General features: G+C 38.7%; 9 protein-coding genes. 6 read left to right on the forward strand and 3 right to left on the reverse strand.

Annotated elements, in window-relative coordinates; genetic code table 11:
- Nucleotides 1-151: 151 nt before the first annotated feature.
- Entirely contained in the window at nt 152-733 is a 582-nt protein-coding gene (locus tag NXS00_RS24840; RefSeq protein WP_258101993.1) for a hypothetical protein, read from the reverse strand.
- 221 nt (nt 734-954) lie between these two features.
- On the opposite strand from NXS00_RS24840, the gene NXS00_RS24845 reads away from it, so the two are divergent.
- Nucleotides 955-1353, forward strand: coding sequence for a response regulator (locus NXS00_RS24845; RefSeq protein WP_258101994.1), 399 nt, complete (start codon nt 955-957; stop codon nt 1351-1353).
- Between the two features lie 8 nt (nt 1354-1361).
- On the opposite strand, the gene NXS00_RS24850 is transcribed toward NXS00_RS24845, so the two are convergent.
- Entirely contained in the window at nt 1362-3785 is a 2424-nt protein-coding gene (locus NXS00_RS24850; RefSeq protein WP_258101995.1) for a TonB-dependent receptor, read from the reverse strand.
- A 240-nt stretch (nt 3786-4025) separates the two neighbouring features.
- Between NXS00_RS24850 and NXS00_RS24855 the strand changes: the two genes are divergently transcribed.
- Both NXS00_RS24855 and NXS00_RS24860 read left to right on the forward strand, forming a co-directional pair.
- Entirely contained in the window at nt 4026-5048 is a 1023-nt protein-coding gene (locus NXS00_RS24855) for a sensor histidine kinase (protein WP_258101996.1), read from the forward strand.
- A 5-nt stretch (nt 5049-5053) separates the two neighbouring features.
- Nucleotides 5054-5821 (forward strand): LytR/AlgR family response regulator transcription factor, encoded by a 768-nt coding sequence (locus NXS00_RS24860; RefSeq protein ID WP_258101997.1) that lies wholly within the window; start codon nt 5054-5056, stop codon nt 5819-5821.
- On the opposite strand, the gene NXS00_RS24865 is transcribed toward NXS00_RS24860, so the two are convergent.
- Nucleotides 5818-8037 carry a PAS domain-containing protein gene (locus tag NXS00_RS24865; protein ID WP_258101998.1) on the reverse strand — a complete coding sequence of 740 codons (2220 nt, stop codon included), beginning with the start codon at nt 8035-8037 and terminating at the stop codon, nt 5818-5820. The genes NXS00_RS24860 and NXS00_RS24865 overlap by 4 nt on opposite strands.
- A gap of 198 nt (nt 8038-8235) precedes the next feature.
- Here NXS00_RS24865 and NXS00_RS24870 point away from each other — a divergent pair, with 198 nt between their 5' ends.
- The 3 genes from NXS00_RS24870 to NXS00_RS24880 all read left to right on the forward strand — a co-directional run bounded on the left by NXS00_RS24870 (nt 8236) and on the right by NXS00_RS24880 (nt 13406).
- Nucleotides 8236-8814 carry an RNA polymerase sigma factor gene (locus tag NXS00_RS24870; protein WP_258101999.1) on the forward strand — a complete coding sequence of 193 codons (579 nt, stop codon included), beginning with the start codon at nt 8236-8238 and terminating at the stop codon, nt 8812-8814.
- A gap of 77 nt (nt 8815-8891) precedes the next feature.
- Complete coding sequence (locus NXS00_RS24875) at nt 8892-9926, forward strand: FecR family protein (RefSeq protein ID WP_258102000.1); 1035 nt, start codon at nt 8892-8894, stop codon at nt 9924-9926.
- A 165-nt stretch (nt 9927-10091) separates the two neighbouring features.
- Complete coding sequence (locus NXS00_RS24880) at nt 10092-13406, forward strand: SusC/RagA family TonB-linked outer membrane protein (protein ID WP_258102001.1); 3315 nt, start codon at nt 10092-10094, stop codon at nt 13404-13406.
- The last annotated feature ends 19 nt before the right edge of the window (nt 13407-13425 follow it).

Below are 13425 nucleotides of genomic sequence, written 5' to 3' on the forward strand. Positions count from 1 at the left end.
CAACAGGGAGACGACCGGGTTATTCAAAAGTTACAACCGGTATTAAAAATAGTTGAAAAAAATTCTCTTGTTGGTCTGGGATATAAAAAAAGCCACTTCCCTGATGGAAGCGGCTTGCTGATTGGGGTTACTGATGTTTTTCCCACTGATCTTAATATAGAGGAACTAGTTGTTCCAGCATTGTTTCTTTGTTCTGTTCGATGTGAACCCGTACCTCGTATCCATCAAATTGAGCAAGATCTACTTCTCTGGTCATCATAGATTCACTTGGTTCCCAATAAAAGATTTTCAATAGAATGTCTTTCATATCAAATATCATAATGTTGGTAGGAACCATGTTGTATTTGGTCACATTTACCCGTAGTGTAGGATAATCTGCTTCTATGGTTACATTTCCCGCTAAAATTTCTTTTTCAGATTTCAGCGTGATTGGAAATTCATATTCTTCATTATCATATTTGACAGTGAATACATAATCTCCTAGAGCCAAGCTTGATAAGCCGTAAGGTTTAGAGAATCCTTTGCCAGAAATAGTCTCTTTAATTAGTTTGGTTCCTCTTTTGTCTTCAAGGGTAACTGTGACTTCTCTGTCGATTACATCACCGAAAAACACGGTGTAGATTTTTTCGAGATCGTTACTATATACTCGTAATACTGGACTATTGTCCTCTTGTGCACTAACTGAAAATCCTGTTACAAACATTAAAAATGCTGCAACTATTATTTTTTTCATGATGTCATAGGCTGATGGACTTGCAAAAGAAATAAATAGAATGTTTTTATTAAAACAATGTACCCTTAATATTTAAATAACTCCATGAACGGGAATAATTTGTAATGATCTGGAATACAGAGAGTTTGATGAGCGGGTTTTGAATTCTGTATTCATGTAGTACCTTTGTGTCACATCAACGCAGGCACTTCCACCGATTTTATGTGCCACAACCTTAGAGAATGACTCCATCAGAATTAAAGATTTTAGTTGCTGAAGACAATTTGGTGAACCAAATGGTCATGGGCAAAATATTTAAAAAGCTTGGTTTTGAGATAGCATTGGCCAAGGATGGAGCTGAAGCCTCGCTTAAGGGCCAGGAGACTGCTTTTGACTTAGTACTGATGGATGTGAATATGCCTGGTAAAGATGGTCTGGAGGTCACTAGGGATATTCGCGCTGCGCATGGAGATAAACCAGTAATCATTGCTCTTACTGCTAGTGTAATGCAGCAAGATCAAGATGAATGTATTCAGGCAGGAATGAATGATTTTATGTCTAAGCCTATATCTAAAGATCAACTTGCTGAACTCCTAAATAAGTGGTGGAATGGTATAGTGCCTACTGGAGAGGCACTATAGGAACATTTTTAAAACTGTATTCTGTACATCACGTCTGGAAAAAAACCGATTTGTTTTACAGAATTGATTTCATCGGTGACTTCATTGTACCTTCTTACAAATTCGTTTTTACGGTTAGTTACATTTTGTAGATCTACAAAGAATTGATGCGAAATGTTCTTCCTAGAACTGTTCAATCGAATTCCAAATTTAAGATCCCATCGTATATAGTCCTCGTAGTTTTCGCTGAAAGCTATTTCTTCAAACCTAACTTCTCTACCTCCATTGGCCCTGGTTGCGGCAATATCAACAGGTGTGTACGGTTTTCCTCCACTTGTAGTGAATTTGGTATCAAAGGTCCAGGCATGCTGAGAGTCTTTTCCAAATTTCCATTCTTTACCCGCCAATACATTGATCACATAATTGTTGTCAAAAGCAGTACTTCTAGTTACTCCATCACTTCCTTCATATTTTGAATTATAAATTGAGGAGGTAAACAACAGATAATAGTCGTGGCTAAAGAATTTTTCCAGGGTTAATTCTATTCCGTAATTGGTTCCAGTACCTTCATTGACAAGGTTAGAGCGTTCGTTGTAGACAAAATCTGCACCCTCGTTGATTATGGAATAGGAACTTGATGTGTTTTCTACAGGTAAGTTGAATAGGCTTTGGTAATACACCTCAGCTTTTATTCTCCAGTCTGTTCCGAAGCTTTTGTCATACCCAGCAATAAAGTGATGGCTTTTCATGAAATCAAGATTTTCATTGGTTCGACGGTAACTCCCATTATCTAATGGAGTTTCTAAAAAGAGAATTGGAGCAGGGATCATTTGAGAATGGAGACCGTAAGCAAAGCTTATTCTTTGATTTGAAGTGATTTGGTAGCTAATACCAGCTCTTGGCTCAATGCTTGCATGATCATTTAGGTCAAAATATTGGCCGTGTAACCCGGCAGTCATGCTTAGTTTGTCTGTGATGTTGTTTTCCACCTGACCATATAGCTGGTGTAACATGTAGGTGTCATTGACGTCTGTAACAGTTAGGAAATAATCTGGAATGCTGTCTTGGTTGGCGTCAGGAATGTCAGTTCGGTTGTTACGATCCTCTGTGTTGAATTTAGCATTGTACAGTTCTCCTAAATATCCAGCTTTCATATTCCATTTAGCATTGAATTTTTTAGTGACGGCTGAGTTGAGTGTGTATCGAAACTCCTTATTATCTACACTTGTTGCCAGGTATTTATTGATGATTACTTCGTTTTCATCTCTTATTAAGTTGTCTTGTTGGTAATCGTTTTGAGTTGTGGACCACCCAATGGATGACTTAATGAATGTGGATGGATTGATTCTAACTAGATGTGTCAGGCCGAGAACACCCAATCTGTTGTCTATATAGGAGTCTGTTGCTGGGTTGGCGAATAAGTCTCCTTCATCAACATCTTCACCTTTAAAATTGATGCTACTTAATCCAGCCAATCCGAATAATTCGAACTTTCCGATTTTGGAGTTTCCAAGGTTGACTTTGAATGAAAAGTCTTGATAATAGGGGATAGCACTTGTTCCGGTAGCGGCAAGACTTGCAATGCCGTATCTGTAAGAGGCTACAAAAGAAGAGTTGTTCTTTCTACTAATAGGTCCTTCAGCTAAAAATTCCACTCCAGAGTAGGCGCTCATTTGCCCGGTAAATTCATATTTATCCGTATTACCATTTCTGAAATTGATGTCGAAAACTGCGGCATTCGCATTGCCATATTCAGCAGGAAATGCGCCAGTTAGAAAATCAGAAGTGCGTAGCAGATTTGTGTTTAGCGCATTGACCGGTCCGCCTGTCACTCCAAGTGTAGCGAAGTGATTGGTAGTTGCCACAGGAATGCCTTCAATTCTCCATAATAAGCCGGTTGGACTATTGCCCCGCACAACAATATCATTTCTGCTATCATTAGGTGCACTTACTCCAGCGAAAGAAGTTGCTAGTCGAGCAACATCATTTCTGCCTCCTGAGAATCTGGTTGTTTCTTCTAAACTGAAGGTTCGAGCGCTCACTTTGGCCATTTCGTTGATAGGCATATCTTTATTAGCGTCGGCCGTTATGACCACAGCTTCCAGATTTTCAACTGATTCTTCCAGTTTGACCTCAAGAACTACTTCCTTCCCTGAGGTTACTAGAATGTTGGGTAACGAAATGCTTTTGTAACCAATGTATTGCGCTCCAAAGTTTTGTCTTCCAACGGGTACATTTTCTATTCTGAACCTTCCTTCTAAATCAGTAACAGCTCCAATTACAGGGTCGCTATCAATAATAAGAATGGTGGCTCCAATGAGCGGATATTCTGATTGAGCATCAATTATCCGTCCTTTTATTACCTGGGTTTGTGCACTGCTAATTAGTGAAATGAATGCCAGAAATATTCCTAATAAAATTTTCAATGTTTGGTTCTTAGAATGTTTAGTCATGGTCATTGAGATTGATTACTGCAATGAAATTACGAGGAGTGTGAGCGAGCCGAAATACTTAAAAAGGTGAACTGAGTAATAGTCGAGTTCAAAGTTGAATCTTAATGCTTGAAGCGGATGAATCCACTTTAATGCGAGATTATGGGTTTCGAGGAGTGATTTTCCTACTTCAGGCTTCGAATTATGGGTTTGACTATACTTTCATCATACAGCATAAAAAATTCGATTAGTTTTATCTCAATGAGATTTTTAAAGGAGCGATACGTTCGTTGGGTAGGTATTTTCATAGTTGCTTTTATCGTTACATTTTTTGATGAGGGCCACGAGGGAGATATTCCGTATTGGTATAGGTATGGAGTTTCGTGGTTGTTTACTGCTGTCTATTGGAATGGAGCCTACTTGATTTTCATGATGTTCAGAAAGCTTTATCCTGAGATCTCAAAAACCTTTCTCCGGTTGATAATTACTTATGTCGTTTTGTTTATTTGGATGACAGTAGGTGGTGTGCCCATTAAACTTCTACTGGGTGTTATTGATCTGAAGGCAGTATGCACCTTGGGTATTTATACAGAATATTTGGTCTTGAATCTGGTCATTGCCATTATGGTTGGGACCATGTATGAGACTGTGTTCTTTTTTGAAAAGTGGAAAGATGCAATAAGGCAAAATGAAGAGTTGAAAAATCAGCAGATACGAACACAGTTTGAAGTATTACAGAATCAAATGAGCCCTCACTTTCTGTTTAACAGCCTGAATACGTTGACGACTCTAATTGCAGAAAATCAAGACTTAGCTCTGGAATTTACTGAGAAGCTTTCGGATGTATACAGATACATTTTACAGAACAAGCAGCGGGAGTTGGTAACACTTAATGAAGAACTTCAATTTGTTAAAGATTATCTCTATTTATTGAAAATCCGCTTTCCGGAAAACTTAAATGTGGATTTTAGTATTCCAGAAAAATGTTTGAAAATGCATATCGCTCCACTGACTTTACAAATGTTAATAGAGAACAGTATTAAGCATAATGTCATTTCTAAGGCGCATCCCTTGAGTGTAGATGTGTATATTACTGATGGCTGTATAGTGGTAAGAAATAACCTTAAGCTGAAGCAAGTTCTGGATAAGTCGACCAAAACAGGTCTGGATAATATAAGGAAGCGGTACGAGTACCTCAGTGATTCCACCATTGAGGTAATAGAGACATCAAATAGCTTCATTGTTTCTGTGCCTTTAATAGTCGTGAAAAACGAAGAGAATTAATTGAGATGGGTCTAAAAGTAGTCATTATAGAAGATGAGGCACCAGCATTCAGGCGACTCCAGAAGATATTGGAAGAGGCGGAGCCCGATGTAGAAATTGTAGAGGTCCTCGACAGTGTTGAGGAGGCTGTTAATTGGATTAGTAAACATGAAGCTCCGGATCTCTATTTTATGGATATCCAATTGAGTGATGGCATCAGTTTCGAGATTTTCGAAAAAGTCAGAATAATGAGTCCAGTTATATTCACTACAGCATTTGATGAGTATATGCTGAAGGCTTTTAAGGTCAATTCTGTGGATTATTTATTAAAGCCTATCAAATCTGAAGACCTGAAAAACAGCCTTGTCAAACTAAATGGCCTTAAAACTCACTTCACTAGTTCTTCTACCGATTTGCATGAAGTAGTCAAGCAAATTCGCATGGATACAGTTGAGTATAAAAGTAGGTTTCTTATTAAGTTGGGAGATAAAATGATTGCTGTTGAAACGAATCAGATCAGTTATTTTCAAACCAGAAACGGCGTAGTGCACATGACTACCAAAGGGAGTAGGAACTATTTTATGGATCAGACTTTGGATGAATTAGAGACGGTTCTGAATCCATCAAAATTTTATAGAGCTAACCGCCAATTCATTGTGTCATTTGATGCGATTCATACAGTGCATAAGTACCACAAAGGGAAACTTCTGGTCGAGGTAACACCAAAAAGTAAAGATGAGGTAGTGGTATCCGCGGAAAAAGCCACCAAATTCAAACAGTGGCTAGATAGTTAATTGCTTACAGGTACTTCTACCCAAATGGTAGTACCCTGATTTGGAGAAGATGAGATTTCTACAATTCCTGAAAGTGAACCAGCTCTACTTTTCATACTAGCGAGACCAAAACCTACTTTTAACTGATCAATATTTCCATAATCAAAGCCGTCTCCATTATCCTCGATGTTCATTTGAATGACATGTTTAGATTTTGAGATTTGAACTATTACTTCACTAGCATTTGCATGTTTATTGATGTTGGTGATAGCTTCTTGAAATATTCGATATAATGAAATTTCAATGCTTCTGCTCAGTCGTTCTTCACCTAAATTTTCATAAAAAGTAAAGTTGGTAATGGTATTGGTGTTCAACTGATCTATTACCTGCTCAATGGTTTCGATAAGTCCAAAGTCCTCAATAGACTTTGGCATAATAGAGTGTGCTATGCCACGAGTTTCTTCAACACCTGATTTTAGGGTATTCAATGCCATTTGGTATTGACCCATTATTTCTGGCGCTTTTTCTTTGATTGTTTCACTCAGGTGCTGTAGTCCCATCAAAGCAGATATAAGTGTTTGTTGAACACCGTCATGAATTTCTTCTGAAATGCGTTGACGCTGATTGTCTTCTGCTTGCAGTGCAGCGGAGATCACTCGATCCTCTGCATTTACCTGATCAGTGATATCTACAAGAAATCCTTCAAGAACTAAATTATCAATTTCTCTTTTAGTGATTTGAGCTTTCATCCAAATCCATTTTTCCGTGCCGGATTTAGTCTTAATTCTAAAACTATTTTGGAATTCAGATTTGTCTTGATTGATAGACTTCATCATGATTTCACGGTTCATGTACCGATCATGTTCATTGATTAACTCTTCAAATTTTATCGCACCATGAGGGTAAAAGTCTTCCGATGTATATTCAGTCAATTTGGTGATTTGATGACTTAAACTGAGAGCAGGCATACCGATTTCTGGAGTGAACCTAAACACCACTCCAGGTGCAGTTTGGATGATATTGTTTAAGCGTTCATTAGAACGGGTTATTTCATCTTCGTACTTTTTTCGGTAGGTAATGTCTTGCAGGACAGCCACTATGCGATAGGGCTCATCATCTTTTAGAATCAAAGTCCCTTTATGAGATAGCCAAATAAAGTCTTTCTCAGGGTGGTTGACTCTATATTCTACTTCGTATGTTTCTGGTTTGTCCTTGAAAATACATTGCATTGTTTCAATGACCAAGTCACGATCATCTGGGTAAACAATGGTATTACTGAAAGCATCAAAACTTGGAACATAGTTGGCTCTATTTTTTCCTATCATATCAAAATAGATATCATTGGCCTTAACTTTTCCAGATTTTAATTCCCAATCTATAATGGCTAGTTTACCACCATTTGTGGCTACAGATAAGCGTTCTTCATTGTCTCGTAGAGCTTGTTCTAGTTTGTATTCATCAGTTCTGTCCCAACCTACGGTTAATAAATCCCGTCCATCGTTGTTTTCATCAACGAGCGTTTTTTTTATAATGGTATATAATCGGTCTTCACCATCGGTATTAGGTATCCAGGCATTAAACTTGACTTCTGTTCCTGACTTCAACGCCTCTTGATCCTTCAGCTCCATTTGATCCTGAATTTCCATTGGAGCACTAAGGATATTATGGCCATCCAATTCTTGATCACCATTTAGCTCAATATCCGGTGAGATCAACGATTTGATGAAGGATTTATTTAGAAGTTTGAATTTAAAGTTTGGGTCTTTTACTGTTACATGAACGGGCAATTCATCAAGAATCTTTCTAAAGAAAGCCTTTTGATTGATTAATTGTTGGTCTTTTTTTCTAAGCTCAGTAACATCTCTGCAAACACCTAAAACCTTTATTAATTTGTTTTGTGTGTTTAATACAGGTTTGATTGAACTAAGTAGGATTGCCTTACTTCCATCTTTTCTAGTGATGTATTCTTCAAATTGATATTCGGTTCCTGTTGCAGTATTGGCATAAAGTGCATTCAAGAACTGTTGTCTATTTTCTCCTTCTAAATGACTAAGGAAGAAATCAAATGATAATGGAACTGAATAAGGCTCATATCCATAAATCTCATAGAGGTGCTCAGACCATTCTAATTGATCGGTTTCAGCATCCCATTGAAAACTTCCAATATTTGCAAGCGCCTCTATACTAAGAGACATAGACCTGCTGGAATCAATCAAACTAGATTTTCTTGACGGCATAGCTTGCGTTCAGAGTTAAATATTAAAATAGTAAATATTACCGAACAAATTGACAAAAACTGGGAATTCCTGCTAGTTGCCGGAATACAGCGTTTAACGGTACTAATTAATAGTTAAGTTATCATAACAGAGGATTAATACTAATTGGTTGGTCTGGATACTAGTTGGAGATACATTCGGGTAGACCTTACTATGACTATGAATCCTATCAACCTATCCAGTGATGAATCGCTATGGCAATCTTGTGTAGACGATGATCAGAGGGCTTTCGATCTATTATTTACTCGCTATTTTCAAGGGCTTTGCCAATATGCTGGGAAGTATAATTTGTCCAGTAGTATGGTGGAAGAAGTAGTGGCTGATGTATTTGTTAATCTTTGGTTAAAAAGAAAAGAACTCAAAATTCAACACATTAAGCCTTATTTGTTTCAATCAACTAGAAATACAGCTCTGAATTTCATCAAGAAATCTTATCAACCTCATTTTCCTATTGATGATTTGAGTGAAGAGATATCTGATAAGCAATGGGATGCTGATCTTGAAATCTCCTATTCTGAAACTGAGAAAGAATTAAATAAACTAGTGGATCAACTGCCTGATCAGCAAAGAGATGTGTTTAGGATGAGGCGAATTCATGGTTATAGTTTGGAGGAAATTTCAGACATCTTGAATATTAGTTCTAAAACGGTCAGTAATCACTTAACTCAAGCTTCGAAATTCATTAATTCTCACATTCGAGATATTTCCTACCTCCTGATTATACTGGTTAATATATAAATAACAAACCCGTAACAGGTTCGACTGGGAATCGGGCCCATCCAATGATGTCTTAGTAGTGGAGGCTAGAAGGCATCATGAAGAAGAAAGAATTTTACGAACTGGTAACTAAGGAGCTGTGTGGAGTTGCAACTGATCAAGAGCTGGAGCAGCTATGGAAAATAGTCGCCAATTCTAATTTGCAGCAGGAATATCAGAGTATTAAAGATAATTGGGACGAGCAGTTATCCGAAGTAGGAGCTAGTACATATAATATTCATTCGGTCAGGCAAAAAATCATATCAGGTATTCAAGAAGTAGAACCTGATTTTGATATGGGTGTATCTACCAAATCATCAAATACTTTTCAACCACGTCAATTTCTCAGAATAGCAGCGGTCATTACTTTATTGATTCTTTCAGGAATAGTGTTGCTGAACTTTAGTTCCCAGCAACAAACAGATGAAGCTGTGGCTGTAGTATGGACAGAGAAAACTACACAGCCTGGACAAACATCTACGATCACATTTCATGAAGGAAGCACCATTGTATTAAATGGTAATTCTTCCATCAGGTATCCAGAAAAATTTGACGAGCAATACCGTGAAGTATACTTCAACGGGGAAGGGTACTTTGATATATCTACTGATCCACAGCATCCATTTATTGTTCACATGGACGGTTATGCAGTAAAAGTGGTTGGGACGGTATTCAATATCAATCACTCAGATCCCAATGCTTTTGAGGTGGCCTTGCTAGAAGGTAAGGTGTTAGTAGGAGAAGATACGGCAGAGGATAAAGTCGCTCTCAACCCTGGAGAACAGGCAGCATTTGATCGAATTAATAAACGAGTGGTGATAGAGCCATTTGATCCAGCAGAAGTCATGGGCTGGAAGGATAAACTGTATGTATTTGAAGAGGAGCCATTGACTTCCGTATTGCAGAAACTGGAACGCAGATACGGGGTGGCTTTTGACTATAAGAAAGAACAGGTTTCTAAGTGTGTATTGACTGCTTCGTTTGATGACGAATCTGTCTGGACCATACTGGAAGCTATTAATTATGCTACCGGACTAAGCTACCAACTTGGCGATGGACGAGTAGTACAGCTAATCGGAAAAGGATGCAATTGATTGAACCAAACTAACTGACAGATATGCAAAAGTGCTTTTAAAAAAGAAAGCGCCCGGATATAGGCGCTTCCAATAGGTTTTGACCAAAGACAACTGGTACTTGTCTCAGGTCATAAGTTTATGTCTCAACAATCTCGAAAAATGTTAAAACACACTTTTAAATATATGAAAAAGAATCAATACAACTCAATAATATTAAAAGCGTTGTACGGAATTATACTTCAGTTTTGCTGCATCACCATGGTGTTTGCCAGCACTACGCTAAAGAGTCAAGGACTCGAAGAAATTAAAATGGACGAAATGTCCAGCGCAGTAACAGTTAAAGAAGCATTTACGCTTATTGAATCACAAACTGAGCTTAAGTTTTTCTATGTGAAAGGCGAGGTAAACGAAAAAGCAAGAGTTAGAATCCAGAGCTCGGAAAACTTGAAAGAAGTTCTTCAGGAAATAGCTAATTCACAACGTCTCGAATTCAGAAGAATCAATGGATTGATAGTTGTGAAAAAGGCTCCAGCTCAGCCCCAGGTAATTGATGAGGTGAAAGATGAAGAGGAGCAACCAATCTCAGGTAAAGTAGTGGATGCTGAAACTGGAGAGGCTCTAATTGGAGTAACCGTAGTAGTTCCAGGAACATCTTACGGAACTATTACCGACTATGATGGAGGTTTTAAACTGGTTATGCCTGATGGAGCTAAGTCATTAGTTTTCTCATTCGTAGGCTATGAAAGACAAGAAGTATCTGTTTCTGCTGGCCAAACATCTGTTTCTGTTTCCATGAAGCCTGATACTAAATCGCTTCAAGAGGTGGTTGTAATCGGATATGGTGATCAGTCAGTAGAGGATGTGACTGGTTCCATGACTCAGGTATCTGAGGAGAATTTTCGTCAAGGGATCAATACATCTGCGGATAACTTGATTCAAGGTAAAGTAGCCGGGGTACGTGTAGTAGCTACCAGTGGAGAGCCAGGTGCTGGAATGAATGTGACTATCAGAGGTGTTGGATCTATTCGTAGTGGAAGTACTCCTCTTTTCGTAGTGGATGGTGTGCCGTTGACTAACGATGACGTCAGTCCATCTGGATCCAATGTTGGTTTTGGTTCGTCTGCTGCTAAGAATCCATTGAACTTCTTAAATACAAGTGACATTGAGTCGATCAACGTATTGAAAGATGCTTCTGCCACAGCGATTTATGGAGCAAGAGGCTCAAACGGTGTGGTAATTATCACCACTAAAAAAGGACAAAAAGGTGAAGGAACACTTTCACTGGATAGCTACATGGGTGTTTCTAACTTGTCTAAGAAACTTGATGTGTTATCTGCAAGCGAATACAGAGAAGCGATCAATAATCCTGTATACGACCATGGAGGAAACACTGATTGGCAAGATGAGATTTATCGTCAAGCGATTACTTACAACAATGCTTTGTCATTCTCTAAGAGTACCAACTCTGGAAGCTATTATGTTTCGATAGGCAGAATGGATCAGGAAGGTATTGTGAACAACAGTAGCCTGACAAGAACTACAGGTCGTATTAACGCATCTGAGTCATTCCTGGATGATGAAAGATTGAAAGTTAAGCTTCATTTAACGGCTAGTGAAATTACGGACAAAGGTGTGCCAACCAGCGATGATGGAGGTTCTAATGGTCAGTTGATCATCCATACATTGATGGCCAACCCAACGTGGCCGCTTCGAGATGCTGATGGGGAGTACACTAACTTCAACATGAATGCTCACTACAACCCAGCGTATTTGTTGAGCATTTTTGAAGATGAAACACGTACGACCAGAGTATTGAGCAACCTGGAGGCCTCTTTTAGAATCATTGAAGGATTAGAATACAAATTGAATGTGGGTATCGACAGATCTGTATCTGAGAGAAATACAACGATCTATCCGAACCTAACTGATTTGAATGCTACTGGAAGATACGTTCAGAGCAATTTGGAGTCTCAAAACTCTTTGCTAGAGCACTATTTGACTTACAATAAGTTATTCGGAAGACATGGTTTCACATTGTTGGGTGGATTCTCTTATCAGAAATTTGACCGTTCAGGTACTTCATTTGCATTAGTGGATATCGCTGATCAGGAAGATGGCGTTCCTCCAATGTACAATCCAGGTTATGCAGGTCTTCAGTCAGGTGTTTCTGGTTATGCTCAGGTCAATGAGTTGCAGTCTTATTTCGGACGTTTGAACTATGGATTTAAGGATCGTTACTTGTTCACAGCTTCTATGAGAGCTGATGGTTCTACACGATTCGGTGAAAACAATAAATACGGTTATTTCCCTTCATTCGCGGCAGGATGGACTATTTCTGATGAGGCATTTATGCAAAGTATTCCTGCTTTGGAGAACTTGAAATTGCGTGCTAGCTGGGGACAAACTGGTAACCAGGAAGTTCAGAACAAAATTACTCAGGCGAGTTATTCACTATCAGGTGGTGATGGTTATTATTTGTACGATGATTTAGCATTGGTCAATGGTTTATCGGTTACCAGAACTCCAAACCCTGATTTGAAGTGGGAAGTTTCTACTCAGTTGGACTTTGGTATTGACTTCAACTTATGGAGTGGAAAACTTTACGGTACGTTAGATTATTACAACAAAACGACTACCGATGCGATTCTGAATATTCCTTCTCAGCCATTGAGCCCTACTGCGGATGTGTGGGTGAATATTGATGGAGAAATCGTAAACCAGGGTATCGAATTTATGTTGGGTTCTGAAGTAGTGAACCAGGGCAAATTCAAGTGGAATCTGGATGTAAACGGAGCTACTCTGGACAATGAAATCAAAAACCTTCCGGTATCAGAAATCTACTCAGGTGTGATTTCAGGACCAGGCCAGTCTGGTGTAATGGCTAACGTTTACAAGAGTGGTTATGCGGCAGGTTCATTCTACTTGTTGAAGCATACGGGTTTTGATGAGAGTGGGTTTGACACATTTGAAGACACTAATGACGATGGAGTAATCTCTAATGACGACCGAGTGATTATCGAAGGTGCCTTGCCAACTTTCTCTTATGGTATCAATAGTAGCATGACTTATGGTGCTTTTGATTTGACTTTCTCTTTGATCGGTCAGAGTGGTGGTTATTTGATCAACAACACTGGTTTGAATGCACTAAACATCAACAATCTTGAGTCTGATAGAAACGTTGCTTCATCTTATTATGAGTCTGGCGCTAACGCAGCAAACTCGCCACAACTTTCTACTTATTACCTGGAGAGCTCAAACTTCTTAAGATTGAACAGTGCAAGGTTGGGTTACACCATTCCTACTGAGGGAATCTCCTGGTTAGGTAGCGCAAGTGTTTATGTGACTGGTCAAAATTTGTTTACCATCACTGATTACACAGGTTACGATCCTTTGATCAACAGTCCTAAGTCTTCTGGAGGAAACCAGTCTTTGGGTATTGATTATCCAAGATATCCTACGTCAAGAACTTTCTTGTTGGGTGTTTCTATCAAATTATAATCACAACTCTTCAAAAGAT

The sequence above is a fragment of the Marinoscillum pacificum genome (assembly GCF_024714495.1).
GTDB classification, from domain to species: domain Bacteria; phylum Bacteroidota; class Bacteroidia; order Cytophagales; family Cyclobacteriaceae; genus Marinoscillum; species Marinoscillum pacificum.

Bases quoted from the DNA above. Each gene is read 5' to 3' on its own strand.
- NXS00_RS24840 (WP_258101993.1), bottom strand. From the start codon at position 733: ATGAAAAAAATAATAGTTGCAGCATTTTTAATGTTTGTAACAGGATTT.
- NXS00_RS24845 (WP_258101994.1), top strand. From the start codon at position 955: ATGACTCCATCAGAATTAAAGATTTTAGTTGCTGAAGACAATTTGGTG.
- NXS00_RS24850 (WP_258101995.1), bottom strand. From the start codon at position 3,785: ATGACTAAACATTCTAAGAACCAAACATTGAAAATTTTATTAGGAATA.
- NXS00_RS24855 (WP_258101996.1), top strand. From the start codon at position 4,026: ATGAGATTTTTAAAGGAGCGATACGTTCGTTGGGTAGGTATTTTCATA.
- NXS00_RS24860 (WP_258101997.1), top strand. From the start codon at position 5,054: ATGGGTCTAAAAGTAGTCATTATAGAAGATGAGGCACCAGCATTCAGG.
- NXS00_RS24865 (WP_258101998.1), bottom strand. From the start codon at position 8,037: ATGCCGTCAAGAAAATCTAGTTTGATTGATTCCAGCAGGTCTATGTCT.
- NXS00_RS24870 (WP_258101999.1), top strand. From the start codon at position 8,236: ATGAATCCTATCAACCTATCCAGTGATGAATCGCTATGGCAATCTTGT.
- NXS00_RS24875 (WP_258102000.1), top strand. From the start codon at position 8,892: ATGAAGAAGAAAGAATTTTACGAACTGGTAACTAAGGAGCTGTGTGGA.
- NXS00_RS24880 (WP_258102001.1), top strand. From the start codon at position 10,092: ATGAAAAAGAATCAATACAACTCAATAATATTAAAAGCGTTGTACGGA.